This window comes from Lysinibacillus sp. OL1 (assembly GCF_004332175.1).
Taxonomy (GTDB): Bacteria; Bacillota; Bacilli; order Bacillales_A; family Planococcaceae; genus Lysinibacillus; species Lysinibacillus capsici.
Genome location: NZ_SJDS01000015.1, coordinates 44,885 through 60,558, shown reverse-complemented (window position 1 = coordinate 60,558; position 15,674 = coordinate 44,885). Strand labels below are relative to the sequence as shown.

11 protein-coding genes are annotated in these 15,674 nt (G+C 31.7%); 8 read left to right on the top strand and 3 right to left on the bottom strand.

Annotated features, from left to right (window positions below; all coding sequences use genetic code 11):
• Positions 1 to 26 precede the first annotated feature (26 nt).
• From EW028_RS21115 to EW028_RS26105, 3 genes are all read right to left on the bottom strand, one after another.
• A complete protein-coding gene (locus tag EW028_RS21115; protein WP_131522266.1) occupies positions 27 to 2,978 on the bottom strand; it encodes a TraM recognition domain-containing protein in 2,952 nt (983 codons plus the stop codon).
• A gap of 27 nt (positions 2,979 to 3,005) precedes the next feature.
• Positions 3,006 to 4,388 carry a replication-relaxation family protein gene (locus EW028_RS21110; protein ID WP_193767434.1) on the bottom strand — a complete coding sequence of 461 codons (1,383 nt, stop codon included), beginning with the start codon at positions 4,386 to 4,388 and terminating at the stop codon, positions 3,006 to 3,008.
• A 546-nt stretch (positions 4,389 to 4,934) separates the two neighbouring features.
• Positions 4,935 to 5,111, bottom strand: coding sequence for an AbrB/MazE/SpoVT family DNA-binding domain-containing protein (locus EW028_RS26105; RefSeq protein ID WP_193767433.1), 177 nt, complete (start codon positions 5,109 to 5,111; stop codon positions 4,935 to 4,937).
• A 544-nt stretch (positions 5,112 to 5,655) separates the two neighbouring features.
• On the opposite strand from EW028_RS26105, the gene EW028_RS21100 reads away from it, so the two are divergent.
• The 8 genes from EW028_RS21100 (at position 5,656) to EW028_RS21065 (ending at position 15,603) form a co-directional block, all read left to right on the top strand.
• Positions 5,656 to 5,997, top strand: coding sequence for a hypothetical protein (locus tag EW028_RS21100; RefSeq protein ID WP_131522264.1), 342 nt, complete (start codon positions 5,656 to 5,658; stop codon positions 5,995 to 5,997).
• Between the two features lie 31 nt (positions 5,998 to 6,028).
• Entirely contained in the window at positions 6,029 to 7,327 is a 1,299-nt protein-coding gene (locus EW028_RS21095) for a plasmid replication protein (RefSeq protein WP_131522263.1), read from the top strand.
• A gap of 393 nt (positions 7,328 to 7,720) precedes the next feature.
• Positions 7,721 to 8,911 carry a hypothetical protein gene (locus tag EW028_RS21090; RefSeq protein WP_131522262.1) on the top strand — a complete coding sequence of 397 codons (1,191 nt, stop codon included), beginning with the start codon at positions 7,721 to 7,723 and terminating at the stop codon, positions 8,909 to 8,911.
• Positions 8,912 to 9,813: 902 nt separating this feature from the next.
• The gene (locus tag EW028_RS21085) at positions 9,814 to 11,655 is read left to right on the top strand and encodes a hypothetical protein (RefSeq protein ID WP_131522261.1); all 1,842 of its coding nucleotides are present in this window, start codon (positions 9,814 to 9,816) and stop codon (positions 11,653 to 11,655) included.
• A gap of 547 nt (positions 11,656 to 12,202) precedes the next feature.
• Complete coding sequence (locus tag EW028_RS21080; RefSeq protein WP_131522260.1) at positions 12,203 to 13,129, top strand: helix-turn-helix domain-containing protein; 927 nt, start codon at positions 12,203 to 12,205, stop codon at positions 13,127 to 13,129.
• A gap of 178 nt (positions 13,130 to 13,307) precedes the next feature.
• The gene (locus tag EW028_RS21075; RefSeq protein ID WP_193767432.1) at positions 13,308 to 13,913 is read left to right on the top strand and encodes a hypothetical protein; all 606 of its coding nucleotides are present in this window, start codon (positions 13,308 to 13,310) and stop codon (positions 13,911 to 13,913) included.
• On the top strand, positions 13,913 to 14,701 hold the full coding sequence (locus EW028_RS21070; RefSeq protein WP_193767431.1) for a hypothetical protein: 789 nt from the start codon (positions 13,913 to 13,915) through the stop codon (positions 14,699 to 14,701). The genes EW028_RS21075 and EW028_RS21070 overlap by 1 nt, the downstream gene beginning before the upstream one ends.
• On the top strand, positions 14,701 to 15,603 hold the full coding sequence (locus EW028_RS21065; protein WP_131522257.1) for a hypothetical protein: 903 nt from the start codon (positions 14,701 to 14,703) through the stop codon (positions 15,601 to 15,603). The genes EW028_RS21070 and EW028_RS21065 overlap by 1 nt, the downstream gene beginning before the upstream one ends.
• Positions 15,604 to 15,674 lie beyond the last annotated feature (71 nt).

Here is a 15,674-nt window from a genome sequence, read left to right as displayed (position 1 = left end):
AAGATTGCAAGTTTATTTTTCTAATTTTACTGTTTATTGACTTCATTTGCAGTTTCAGCAAGTGAATTTAAAAAATTCTCAGTCTTTTCATCAACTAGATCTACTCGATAATCAATTGTTGATTCTGAGTCTGATAAAACTTCTGCTGCTGTATTAGCTTTTCGCCTACGAGGAACAGCAATATCTACTGTTTCGAGTTCAGGTTGTGTTGTGGTGGACGTTATCAACTGTGCTGGTTCTGTGAGCTTCACTCTCTGCCTTATGTCTACCACTTCTAAAGTGGTTTCAGTACCCTGGTGAGCAGCCTTTGACGTGATACTTTTAATAGCAGTACCCTCTCTTTCCTCACATACATTTTCTTTCTGAATTTCTTCCTCAGCATTCTTAACAACCACAGGCACAGCTCCATTTATTTGAATGTTTTTCCTCTCCACTGAAGGTATGGCCTGCTCTTCTTTATCTCTATTTACTACAGCTTGTGGAACAATAATTGTCTGCTGAGGTTCATGATTTGGAATTTGATTTTTAGACGGTCGGGTTGGAGTTGGTGTTTGTAAAGCACGCTCTATTTCAGCTGCATCTTCTTCATTTAACAAAGATAGTACCATTGCATTCTCTAATTTTTCATCAGTTGTTGGAAGCGGTGTATCAACTTCATCTTCTGACGAGTACACAATACCAAACTCATCTACTTTTAGTGTCTCACTACCACGTAGTTTCAACCACTTTTTAGCTGCCTTTGCATCTACCTGAATACTCGATTTTATAAAATCTTCTTTAGGGACAAAATTAGCTTGTATTCTTTGTACAGGCATAGTCTTATTATTTACAACTACTTTTACAGCACATTCAAATGCCTCTTGAAACAAGATATCACTTGCACTCATTGCGGCCTCTTTAACTTTTGAATATGTTGATCCGCTTCTAGAAACAGGATTTTCTTGCATTGGCGATACAGATTGTTCAGATTCTGATTCTCTATATACATCCTTTTCTCCAAACATGTCCGAGAAGTATTTAGCATCAAAATTTGATACATCTGCATACACCATTCGGTTACGCATGGCAGCGACTACTGTATTCATGTAATCTTCACCAAAAGCACCTTTTAATTGAGTTAATGTCTGCTGTAAAGTAGTAATGATTACTTTATACTTTCGTGATTGTGCTGGGAAAGTAGCAAATGAACTGTAGTAGTATTCAGGAGCTTCATCAATAAGGATATGATGAAACGCTGATACTTTAGGTGCTCTCCTGAATGTAGCGTTCTGTAAAGTCATTAAAATAATTTTACCTAAGACACTACCTAAAGCCTCTAATTCCCCTTTAGCTGTATTTACAAGTAATAAACCTCCTCCTGGTCCCATATGTTCATCGAAATTGAACTTGGAAGGTCCGAAAAGAACACGTCTTATTAAAGGATTGGCTCCAATATCATTTAGGATATTTCTTAACCCATCAACCCTATCCTCTTTAGTATCTACATAAACAATGTCTCCATTATCATCAGTGACTACTTGCATACTATTTCCAACTCGTTCTTTAAGAGGAACAATTACTGTATCAAACCATTTATCAATGTTCTTTAAAATTTGCCAGTAGTTATATTCATCCCTACGTTCATTTTTGTCAATATTCTCATAGCCATCTGGAAATCTAGCTTTTAATTGCACATGCATCTGTCTCACAATTTTAGTGTCACTATACATATCCAGCAGCATATCAAAGGTAACATCCTTATTTGGATCATGCATTTTTAGTAAATAGATATGGTGCTTTAAGTGGTTACGTTGAGCTTGTTCAAAGTAGAAACTCCCGCCACCACCACTATCCGATAAACCTGAAATTACTTGAGCAAAAACCTCAGCTACTTTATCCGTTGGTCCTTGCATGACGTTAATAGCAGGCGTATTTGGATTGGTTGGGTCAATATAGGTTATCGCTTCGTCTGGAATCCCATGTGCTTTAGCTAATTTGTAAACATCTTGACACAGGTCATTGGACGGTTCAATTATCGATATACCATTCAAATATCTACCCAAAATCTCTTCTGATTTAAAGTTCTTATATTTCTTTATTTTATAGTAATCATTAAGAAATCGAGTGAAGTGGCCTAAGTCTTGATTGATTATCGGTTTCCCTAAAGCAGCACTCTTACCTGTACCAATACTACCATTGATATTAGTATTGAGTGTTCGGTCCATCGCTGGAATTGTAACCATTTCTCCTTTTTCTACCTCAATCCCTAACTCAATGTCAGGAAGCGGCACAACCGAGTCATCAATATTACTTAACCTTTCAAATTTCCTTAGCCTTTCTCCTGTCCATTCATAAGTGAAAAATGCTTTTTTAAGATCTTCATCATGCTGTCTGTACTTTGTTAAGATAAACATGCCAATGAAGAGTATTAAAATAATCGGCATCATTAGGAGCATAAAGAAAAAGCCACTGGTTTGTTCAAATAGCACTTTATTTAGGGCATCATTTGCATCAATAACACGGGAAACTCGTACATAGAAAAATGGAAGGATGTAGTTCTGAATTTTTGTCATTCCATATCCTATTGCCAAGCCTGTATTTGTAATAAAAACGGTGCCAAATAATATTAATCTTGAAAATTTCCCTTTCAATAGTGGAACACGGGTACTCAATAACCATCCAAAAATGCTGATAATTGTAATGAACGGTATCCAACGAAGTGATATACCCATTGTTCGCCCAAATAATAATGGCACTAGAAAAATCTCTTTCCCCATATACTGAGAAATGGCCATTGACCCGATCTTGATCCAACTCCAAAGTAAAAAGTAAACTGTAATGGCGTAGAACGTAAAGACAGTTATTAAAGGTAAACGTTTTAACCACTTGTTCTTGCGCGATTGTCTTGCATCAGTTTTTTCATCTTCTGCCTCAATTAAGTCTTCTACCTCATCCTCGTCTATTTCAGCCACATTGCCTATTTTATCTGTTCGGTACAAGTTATACCTCCTTTCCTACTGAAGGTCCTAGCTTTGTTTACTTAACAAGTGAAGCGGTAATTCAAGTATTTGTTCTACTTGTGCTTCTTTTTGATACATTTCATGGAATAATTCAGAGCTTGTTGAATAGACAGGCACATCCAATTGTTTTAATTGACCTACACAATCAAGCTGTCGTTCAATTTCACTGGAATAAACCAATAACAAGCTAGCGGTTAAATTCGTCAAGTCAGAATCATTGATTAATTTCACACGTTCAATATTTGCTATGATTCGTTTATATTCTACTGAAGAACCTGAGTCCACATAGAGAATTAAAAAATGTCTAGCTTTCTTCTCTTTCTCTTTCAGATACATGTACTCATCTGCTTCCCATTGCCTGTCCCAATTACGACTAATTGGTTTATATGCTTCGTTAGTAACTGTCTCCAAAAACATAGTTTCTGGCTTCACACAACCTGCTAGATAACCAAACCATTGTGATACAAAAAAACTGCGTTCAGATGAATTGGCCATACTTATCCCTTGTATCCAGTTACCAATAAGCTCCTTAGCAAAAATTGAAAGTGCACAATATACACCCATTCTTGAATCATTCATCCAGTCTACATACTGAATACCAGTTCGATCTCTTAAAGTAACAACACGTCTCGTTCTGTCTTTCACAACTAAAGGAGCTACACTTTCATCCATAACAGCAAAGAGTATAATGAGCTTTTTATAATTGGCTTTAGAATGATTATTCAGCCATTTACTATATTGCTTCACCTTGTCAGCATTAGCTGTACCTCGTTGATTTCCTGTATCCATTTCAATTGCAATTAATGTCCCTTTAAAATCAATTACGTAATCTGGCTGTACTGGAACTCGATATTTTTCGTTTCGATGATCTTTAAATGCTTCGTGTGTTCCTCCTCTTAATACCAAGGGTACTTCGGTAATCTTCCCCTCATATTGCAATTTTAGAAAGTGCATGTATATTTCATTTGCCAAAGTGGAAGCGGCCTGATTATGCAATTTCGGAATTGATAACTTTTGCGCAGCTGCATAAGCAGATTCAGGATTAAGTGTATTGTCGTTTGTAAACTCCTTTAATGCACGATACCCTCTTAATCCCAATCGATAAAAGTAGCTATTAAATCTCATTCCTTGCAAGATCATCGCATCATCTTGCTCCAACACCAATATCCCAGCTGCTACTAGTCTTCGTAATCGTTTACTAATCGCGTTTTTTGTGGGGGCTGGAACACCTTCTAGCTCCCTTGCACATTCCAATAAATTAATGACATCCCTAGCTCGCATTAATCGATGGATTGCTAATTGCTCCAATAAAACAATATCGTGTTGGTAAAGTAATGCACTGTTGTACTTGTTGCTTTTAGATAACTTATAAACTGCTTTTTCTCTCACTATCTCACCTCCTAAAACGAAAAAAACTCGAACACATAACAAACTCATATGGAAATCCATAGAGTTAATTTGTGTTCGAGTTGTTCTCGGAACTATTAAGTTACATAAAAATACTAGCATGATTCTTTAGTTATCTCAAGTTGCATTTATGACGTCTTCTGAGAGAAAGGCTTTCAAAAAATATAGGAGGTGAAGGCCATTTGCTCCCCGTTAAATACACTTCCTACTTAGCTACTTACTTTCGCTCTTGGAGCGAAGCGGAACCCTTTTCGTTATTGGTTTTATATGAGTCCCGCTGAATGCCTCTTTCCGAATGCCTCAGTCACTTGGTGATTAGAGAATCAAATGACTAAAACTCTATCGTTAAACTGTTCTTTTAAATCAAAACCATTCAGTTACAATTGTTTTCGCTTCATCAGTTCCAAATAAATCTAACATTTCATTCAGAGCAATGTCATTTGGAATCAAAAACTTGGAAGGCTCAATAAAAAAAATACCATTTTTATGTTTTTCGATATAAGAAGTTTGATCACAAATAAAATATGGTTATCCATAATCCTCATATTGACCAGTTGCATTACAAGCACAACAAGGGACCATCTGACCTTCTTTTCTTATAAATATAGATTCATTAACAAAACTAAATATAAGAAAATCACCAGTTTCCAATTTAAGGTCGTCTCTTATTTTACTTGGAATAGTTACTTGTCCTTTATCAGTCACAATTGATTTACTATTTAGTGTATTCCAATTTCACTAACCCAACTTCCTTGTGTACATTTAGTAGATAAACTATAGTTTCTTTTGGTTTTAATTTAAGTATATTTCGTATTTCTCCTGGAATTGTAATTTCTCCTTTACTCAGAAGTTTTACTGTACTTATTACACGCCCTCCGTATCTAATCCTTAATTAATTTTTAATCCGATTATTAAAATATGTAAAAAAATTAATTTAAAATGGTCCAATTTTAAAGAGATTAAATAAACTCTATTGAAATTAGTGTCTTTAATTTTTAATTAAATTTTAATTAATGCAGTTATTGCAGCAATAATCGAAACAGTTATTGATGCAATAATAGATTCTATTATTTATGAAATAGTGAAGTCGACAACTAGATCAATAATATATCTTGATATATAAACGTTTGTTGGGTATTATTGATTTATACAAAATGTATTGCGGAAATAATAGATGAAATAATACATTAAATATATGCAGCTATTATTGCGGAAATTATTTAATCAATAGGAATGGTGGTGACAATTTTTGCATGAAAAAGACTTCTTGGAAATCCTTGAAAATAACTTAAGTGAAGAAAGTACATGGTTTTTATTCATTCTCTTTGAAGCAGGGAAGCCCATTAATAAAGCTCTTTTAAATGACATGGCTAATGAAGCATATGCAGAAAGACAATCAGAAAAAGGGCTATCGACAACTGAATTATTAATCCCATCCCGCCACTTTCTTGATATTCACACGGCAAGATTAGAAGGTGCCGGATTAGTTAATGTAGAGATATTAGGTCGAATAAGAATGTATTCAATTACTGATTTAGGGAAAAAATTACTCAATTATAAGTCAGAAAAAAAAATGATAAATAGAAACTAACTAAATAAAATGTTCAATGGAGGGATTAATTATGATAGAAACAACGAATTCAACATTAATTCAAAGTGGGAAAAAACTTAGCTTAAAATTCGGATTTCTTGGACTTGGGATGGGAGGTACATCAATCGCTGCTACCTGTGCTGACATAAAAACCAATATTCAGAATAATAACTTCCCTTATACAGCTCTACTCATTAATTCAAATGAGATCGATCTTGCTAAAGTCCAACCTGTAAATAAAAATACAGCAAAAATGCTAATTGGTACTGGCAAAGGGGCAGGTAGAGATATATTGATTGGTGAATCTATATATAAAGCAGACGCTGATAAAATACTTGAGAAAGCTAAAATGCAATTTAAAAACGTTGATTATGTTTGGTTAGTTGCTGGCTTAGGTGGTGGAACTGGTACAGGTGCCGTAATCTTAGCAATTCAAACTCTATTGAAAGCAGGTTTTGATGGGAAATTTGGCATGATTTTAACTTTACCAAGATTAAAAGAAGGAAAGACTGTTCTTGACAATGCAATACAACGATTACAAAAAATCAATAAATTCATGGATGGGTTAGGACCTGTGCTTCTGGTTGATAACGAAAAGTTATTTAAAGAATTTAGTGAATCAAAACCAAATTCTTTAGTTTCTGAGTATCTTGATTTTTCTAATAAATACGTTGCTGAGGCATTACATGAATTAAACACAGTTACTGCGAGCTACCTACCGACAAGTGAGTATCATTTTGATAGCTCAGAGTTCGAAAAATTGATCAAAACTCCAGGACTCTTACATTTTGCAAGGTTTACTGAAAAAGCCGCAGCTATAGATGCTTCACAAGATTTATCATACGCTCAGAGATTAGAAATCCTTATTAATGAAGGTGTTCTATCAAGTGGCTATGACTTAAATAAAGCAAAAAGACTCGCAGTAAGTGTTTTAACTGACTCTGCTGTTGCCAAAAGATTATTTACCTTTGAATTCACGAGAACAATGGAAGGATTAGTTAATAAAGTTTCTCCTACAGCACTTGAGAAACCAATTGCTACTTATCAATCCAATGAAATAAAGGGTTCCAATGTTTCGTTTTATGCTGTATTTGCTGGTTTACCATTACCTACTGATCGGGTTACTCAAATGGTAGTAGAATTTAATAAACTACAAGAATTAGAGGATCAAGAACGAAACGAAGATATTGATTTATTTGCTGGGTTTAAGAGTGGTACAGTCAATACTTCAGAAAGCAAAAAATCTCTAGATGGCCTATTCGGGGATGATTTAGATGAAAATGTTAATGAAAAAGAAGTAACAGATTTTAAAAAGCATCTTTTTGATTAAATAGAGTTTAAGAAGAACTTTTTAATTATTATACAATTAAGAGCTAATTCCTTTGAGTTAGCTCTTAATTTTTTTATAATCCAGTTCTAATCAACGTATTAAAACTAATGAATTTCTAATTCGATCCTAATTTCCTCAATAAAATAAGACATTCAATTAATTTTCAACTAATTATTAAATTAATTAATTTAATTACAATTACTTTAATTACAAATTAATTTGTTTAATTTAATTAATCAGTCTTTAATGGTTTTATATTTAATTATTTTGCAATTAAATCTTAATTATTTGTTCAAAAACCTTGTTTAATCACATTTGCTGCGATAATATGACCTTAAAAGTCTTAATTTGTTTTTAATTTTTTTTTAATTGTTTGGAAAGGAGAGTTGAAAAGTGGATGAGAGCAGAAAAAAGCTTAACGTTACTGAAAAACAAGCTTATGTTTTAGATACCTATAAGGATGATCCTTTATTACTTTATATAATAGATAGACAAGCTCAAGATATTTTTTTGAAATATGCCCAGGATTTCTTTGAAAATGTTGAATTAGATAAATACTATACTAATAATACAGCTACCCAGCTGCTTGGTTTTAAATACTCTCAAAAGATTCTTAACATGTTAAATGATAGTAAGTACTCTAATTACTTAAAACCATTTAAAAAGGGAAATCAATATAGACATAATATAGAGATACTTTTTAAATTGCTTTTAATTACTTTTCTTTCTGAGTCTCTTTTGCTCAATGCACCTGATATTTCTACGATTTTAGGTGAAGATGATACTTACACATCATTGAACGATGATAGTGAGCGTCAGAACAATTCATCCCGACAAAATATAAACCCTAGTTTCTTAAAGGGGCTTATAGAGCAAGAATTAAAAGAAAGTAAAATGCAAATGCAAGATGGTTTTAAAAATTTCGTAGAAGAATTAGAGAGACGAACACAAGTTAAAGATCAAAGTTATTTAAAAATGCAATCAACACTACTGGACCATATAACTTATAATGATGAAATTAATCGAAAAGAGCTTGAATTAGTCCAAGAAAAAAGCAAAGTTAATCAAATTAGAACTGAACTAAACTATTTAGAATCTTTTATAAGAACTGAAGAAAGGCAACTAGCGGAAAATAAAAGAACGATTGCAGTATTAGTCGATAGAGAGCAGGAAACTGCTCAACAAGCTAGTTTAAATAAAAAAGAAGAGATGACTGTAAATATCCCTGTTGTATCAGGTAAGAAGTACATTCCTCGATTCCTAAAAAACTTTCTTTTCATAGAAGAAGGAGAAGATTTACAAGAGCAGACTGTTAAAATTACGAAGGAAATAGATAAAGTTGAGGTAGAACAAATTAAAGATAGACAGGCTAATCTCTTGAAGCATATAGAGGATCTTACGTTAGAACAAGGTAATATTACAGCTTCTATAGAAAATAGTAAGACGCATAAAACAAAGCTTTCAGATGAGTTACAACAAGCACTTGATACAGTAAAACAATTAGAGGAACAGCTTCAGGGGCTTAAATCTAATAAGAGTATTGAAACATTGAAGAATCAACTTAATATGCCAAGTAAGGAATAAAAGAGAAAGTAAAAAAGCTACCATTAATGGTAGCTTTTTTGTGTCCTTCAAAAAAACGCTGTTCAGGGGTTACCTGAGCATTAATTTGAATACGTGATTTAATTAAGTTAATCATATCAATTTGTTTATAAAATTGCAACAAAGAGATTAATATTTAATTAATTTAATTATGACTATATAGTTTGTACGTAGCAAAATAGAGCTGTTTAAATGTAAAAACTATTGCAGACCGTTAATAAAATTTGGTACAATTGTGGTGTCCTTCTAAAAAAACGCTGATTGCGTCTATACGCCTTTATTTGCCGTTTATAGTACGATTATGTAATCCGACTACATATTTTGTGCTGAGTGCTAATAGAGTTGTATACGTTCGTAACAGGGTTTATTTGAGCATATTTATTTTGAGGACAAGAATATTAAGTAACATTTCTAAAATTTTAATTTGTGACAAGCAAATTAAAAAGCACACCACAGTTTCCGACGCTGCGATGTGCTTGTGGTCATAAGACCAATAATTTTTAGATGATACACCACACGATCCAAGGGTTACTGGTAATAACTACTTGGACAACAAGAAAAAGAAAGAAAGAAAGAAAAAGAAGAGAAAGAAGGGAGAAGATAAAATTCAAAACCATACAATCTCATATCAAAACATTCTTTTCAATGTTAGGGTGTTAATGCTAAGTCCATATTCATAAAAATATGAATATGCCTTTAAAGTTGCCTTTTTTTATAAATGCAATACATACTTTATTTTAGCAAAGATGCTGTTGTTTTGGCAATAGATTAGAGTCATTTAAAGTATGATAAATTATAAATCTAGTTAATTTTTTAGAGAAGCTTTGCCGTTACATCCTAACCTTGTCAGAGACTGAATTTTTTTCTAGCAAGGAAGTGCGACAATGGTTAATTCAAACATTTTAGATAATATATCTGCAGTTAATGAAACATCATATAAAAATCTCTTAATTTCAACTAACTATACTCCTAGATTTACAATTTCATTTATTAAGAGTTTAGTTCATGAAAAAATGCAACTAACTCCAACTGCGATTCGTATCCTTTTTAAGTTGATCACTTATACAGATGTCAACGGCCAAATTCATGCAGGTCCTAATTTTTCTGAAGTGGAAGCAACTATGGTAGTTAGAAAAGAGACGTTTTCTCAAGGTTTAGAAAGGTTATTTGAGCATGGTTTTATATTTTCTAAAGAAGGAGTGAACTTTTTATCTCCAGCAATCTTCACTGTATATCAACCAGAAGTAACTAGTAGAAGTTTTGTATATTTTGATAACTATGCGATTCTACAAGATGAAGTGATAATGGGACAACTTTCATTAAATGATATAAGATTACTTTTACATTTGTATGCAAATCGAAGTCCACAGATGTATTCAAGAACTCGTATTACGAATTTATACAAGAATAATTTTGTAAAGAATAGTAAGGGTTTAGACATTTTTGATAGCTTTCAAGACTTGGTAAAATCATTATCAAAACTTGCTTATTTAGGTGTGATCGATTTGAAGCTAAGTTACAGTACAAAATACTGTACTTTACTTCAACATCAAAATAAGCTTTCTGGGCAGCTTATTCTACTTGTTTCGCAAGATATGTCCCTTGCACAAATTGAATCTTGTATATTCAATTATTATGAAAGAAATACAAGGAAAAAATTAGGTAAAGAAACAAGTACTTACTTTATACTTGAGTATAGAATGCCAAGTACACTCTATTTAAACAAGGTGAGAAATCAGGCTAACTATACAGAGTTACGCTTACTTTGTGATGCTTACAATATTAGTTTTGATGAAATTCAGGACAGTGCTCAACTGGGGTTTGTGGTGGGGCACAAAAATATTCTTTATAAATTAGCTGGGGAAGTAGGGTTATCCATCTATAACAAAGCTCTTAATAAACTATTTCTGGATCATGAAGAACGTGTGGCTACATTTGTTATCTTAGAAAAGCTAGCTAATGTATTGGTTGATTATTATATATTACCAGCTATTGAAAACATGATAGTCACATATCTAGATTCTAAGCACCCTAACAAGATTATTTTGAACAATTTAATACATTATTATCATGATAAGGTAGCTAAAGAACGGTTAATGTTGTTCGTTTTAGAAAATGAAACTTTAGCTCCTTCTTTAAACATGGAATTAAAAGACAGTTTTTCTATCCTTTTTGATCATGGCTATAATTTACTAAAGAAATCTTATAGTACTGACATGGAAAATAGAGAACCATCTAAAATTATGTTATTTGATGAGTACAAATCACTAATCAAAGACGTGTTCTATGCTCAGCAATATTACGACTCTAAAATAGCCCAAATTCATTTAGACCATAAATATCTAGAAAAATTAAGAATGAATGAAAAAGAATTGATTGATGCCAAAGTAAAACAGTTTAATTTTGCTGCTAAATCACTCAAAAATACTTTTAAAAACAAAATATTAGAACAAGAATTAACAAGACTAGATGAAGCATATACTGATTTTGCCCCCTCATTAATAAAGATGCTTCATGATAAGATATTTGTAAACCAAGATGAAACACCTATGTCCATTGAAGAGATTTATGAGCTTACTGAAAATGAAACTAGGGCCCTTTTTAACTCGCGTAAAGCTAAAATCCAGATTTGGGCGAATGAATATTTAGCTAAGACATTAGAGAGTGCTGGTAACTCAGACGTGAATAAAGTTATTTTTTATAACTGGTTAGAAGAACGTGATTAACTTTTAAATTTTTTTAAAAATACGTACATACTTTCGGCTATTTCTATCTATATAGGAATGGCCTATTTGGCATGGGGCAATATCTGCTTTTATATAAAGAGATTTATTAAGAACATAAAAGGTTAATTTTTTTTATGAGGTATTATTTTTAGTATTTTTTTTAGGTATTAATTGTAAAAAATAACCACATAAAAGCCGCTATAGATATTGAAGAAGTAGTTATATAATATGATTATCCATTAAATGCAATCTATTATTACTATAAGATTATATGTTTTGTTTTTTGATTTTTCAGAATTTTAAAGAGATGCAGTGATATCAGCTTTCGTTGGACATTATCTTTATTTCTTTAATTTAGCCAATTACTCTGTTTTTTATTCTTTATTATTATTCTGTTATTTGTTATGAAATTTATTTAATATATTATTAATTAAGTTCTTTACCTATTATTTAATACAAATTCGAATACTACTTAAGATAATAAATGGTGTACTATAAAGATAAGTGATGGATTTTATCGTAATTTACTTGAGAGGAGTGTGATAATATGCCTTTTGGATATGAAAAGTACAATCTCAAAAATAGTAATAAAAGAGAAAGTACTTTAAAATTTGAGATAATAGTAATAAAGCAATTTCTTAGATTTGTTTCTCTAAAATATAATAAAACGAAAGAGCCCCATGAATTTATTCCTGAAGATGTAAGGGATTTTTTGCATAGTGAAAGTGAAAATTGGACAGATCATACTATCTATCGAAAACAAGGCCATTTAAAACGCTTCTTCGATTATTTATGGAGAACTAACCAAATTTCATATGATTTCATGGAAAAATTTAATTACTTTGCCGATCAACAGGACTCACCAACAACTAAGAAGAATTTTAAGTACATTCAATCGGAAATCAGTTATACTTATGAGAAAATGCTTGAACATAAAACAAAAATTTTAACTTCCGATATAGCTGACAACTCCAAATTATTAGCTGTTCTTTATATGAAGGGTATTCAATTAATAGATATGTATAGATTAACAATTGATAATTTTGATACATCCCGTTTAGAGGTTGTGGAACTAACATATATTTCGAAATTTAACATTAAAACAATTATTCCATTTACTGATCCACTAGATATAGAAATTTTAAGACAAGCTATTGAAGTAGCCATATTTAGAGGTACAGAATATTTGATTAGTGTACGTTCTAAAGAGCATGCTGGAGAATATGTTCAAACAAAACCAATATCATCAAGGACATATATTAATTACATTAATGAATTCATAGGGATGCCTTTTCGTTCTGATGAAATCCGTGTCACTTACGTTCATTACTTATCTGAACAAGGGAAATCAGTTAGTGAAATTAGTGAATTAATTGGACGGACTGAGAGTAGTGTTATCCATTTATTACAATCAGCAAAAGAAAGAATTAATATTTCAAATGGAAATAATTCGAATATACTTGAAAATATCTAGTTACTACAGTTATGATAAATAAGAAAACACATCAGAATATTTGATTTTGGGAACACCCTAAATGACCTAGCGATACAAGCAAAATGCAATTGTAATCGCATCATTTAGGGTGTCTTTTTTTATTATAAATTTGAAAAGGATAGTGATATTTTTGACTATGTCAATGGCAACTCTAAAAATGACAGAAGACTTACTGGTTGCAATTCTCCTTGGAGATAGCACTATAGATAGGAAAGGGGGTAAACATGAATTGAAATTTTACTTACCTCCAAGTAAACAGAAAATCTTGAAGTTTTATATTGATAAATCAAAATTACAAACTTTAATTGGCATTGATAAAATTTCGGGAGAAGATAATCTCTTTGTTATAAGCAATTCTTTAGTATTAGAAAGAATTATTCGGGATTGGTCAGATGGAAAGAATGTAGTTGCACTTGATCCTAGATTATTAAGGAATAGCACATATATGTTATGGCTGTGTTTATTTGGTAATAAAATTGATAATCAGGTTGTCATTCACCAAAACACTTTGACTTTAAATACAAAACATTCTCTTATTCACTTTTTTGGAAAAGCAATGAGAACATCCTTTTTAAGATTAAATTCGGAAGGTAATTTTAAAGTCCAGGCTTTAGACGAATTACTTCTCACCTCAATTATTGAGCATCGCCCTAGTTATGAGTCACTGGCGATACTTGAATTATTAACGGATCATGCTAAGAAGAGTTTTATGCAAAAGCAAGAAAAAATAGAAGAGGAAATGAGGGAGCACGCTTGTTTCTAGTGCAAAAAGGAAGTTTGTTTATTTCTGTAGCAGTTCTTTCAAGTTTTATAATAACAGGTTGCACGCCTACTAAATTCATTGAAAAAGGTACAAAACAAGATGAAGCCAAACAAGAGATTAATGAAAATGCAAAAGAAGATAGTAATAAAGAAGATAATATTAATGATAAAAAAATAGAGGATGCTGAATCAGGTTCGGAGTTTGATAGTATTGCAAATGATTATGAAATGACTGAGAGTCAAAAAAAGTCGCTAGAAAAAAGTGAAAGTAAAAGCCCAACTGAAGCTGCCAGTCAAAACAATTTAGATGAAAGAGTTGTAGTTAAGAAAAACGTGCCAGTAATCAAAGAGAATTTTACAAATGCAGATGAAGCGAGTCAGTTCTTTAGTTATGCATTATTCATGTATTATTCAGTAAATTGGGATGGCCCAACTTTCTATAAAACCATAAAGCCATACCTTCATAAAGAATTTTTAGATATGCTTCCTTCAATAGAAGAAGATCGTATCAAGATGTATAAATCACTACAACGATTATTTACTGAGCAGCTAGAAAATACTATTGAAGATTATGAAATGACTAAATTATATGATGGAGATTCAGAAGAAGAGAAAGTTTTTTTTAGAAAGTATACTCTTTCTAATAAAGTGGAGATATTTTATAGAACAACAATGAAGAAAATATCAAATGGTTCATGGCAGCTTACAAATGATGAACCTACAGCTGGTTACCATGCAGGGAAAGCTGAATTTAAACCAGCATTTTTAGAAAAAGAGGAGAATGAATAATGGATAAATTATCTGAAGAGCAATTAATCTTGGCTAAAAAACAAGAGGAAGAGATTTTTAAATTGTTGGAGAATAAATTAAAAAATGATAAAGATTTTGCACAAGAGTATAATAATCTTTCATTATTTTACACAAAAAAAATCATTCAACAAGCAAAAAATTCTGAGCAACGTGAATCATTTATTGAAATGATGGAAAATACAATTACTCAACAAATTTTCCACGGTTATTACCTAATGTCCTTATTAGATAAGGATTTACAGAACAGCCCTGAAAATATAGAAGATTATCTGTTAACCTTTAAAATTCCAAAGGGCATGTTGCGAATTGAAATGACTAATGTTATGAACAGAGCATTCTTGAATCATGATGATAGATGGTATATGAATACTGCTGTAAGTCAATATAATACCTATTTACTTAGAGAATCACCTGAGCTCTACGAACTATATCAAAGTTTACTTAGAGAAATTGCATGCTACGGTGCATATGTTTATGTAACAGATCATGAATTATATGCACTTGAAGAAAATTCAGAAGAAGTCATTTTTTTATTGGGATATCCGTTAGATTTAAAATTTGTCAATCCTCAAATTTTTTTAAAGGCTTCTTATTACTCAGAAGAACATGAAATTTGGGATGCCTTCAAAATCAGTGATGGTAAGACAGAAGAAAAGTGGGTAGGAACAGTTCATATTTCAGCTATTCCAGTGATCTTACCAGAAAATGAAAAGAAGACTCACTATATTATTAATTTTAGTCTATCTATAGACATTCGTGAAGAAGAACGAAATCAAATTATGTACAATTTACATCAAATATTACCAGATGAAATTAAAATTGATGCTGAATACCGCGTGTATACAGTAAATAACGTAGACATAGTAACTTTTAATCAGTAGACCCTTTTTACCCACAAGATATTTATATATCTCGTGGGTAAAAAAAGTTCTCTACATTGAGTTTACTAGAA

Bases quoted from the DNA above. Each gene is read 5' to 3' on its own strand.
- EW028_RS21095 (WP_131522263.1), top strand. From the start codon at position 6,029: ATGATAGAAACAACGAATTCAACATTAATTCAAAGTGGGAAAAAACTT.
- EW028_RS21075 (WP_193767432.1), top strand. From the start codon at position 13,308: ATGACAGAAGACTTACTGGTTGCAATTCTCCTTGGAGATAGCACTATA.
- EW028_RS21080 (WP_131522260.1), top strand. From the start codon at position 12,203: ATGCCTTTTGGATATGAAAAGTACAATCTCAAAAATAGTAATAAAAGA.
- EW028_RS21065 (WP_131522257.1), top strand. From the start codon at position 14,701: ATGGATAAATTATCTGAAGAGCAATTAATCTTGGCTAAAAAACAAGAG.
- EW028_RS21085 (WP_131522261.1), top strand. From the start codon at position 9,814: ATGGTTAATTCAAACATTTTAGATAATATATCTGCAGTTAATGAAACA.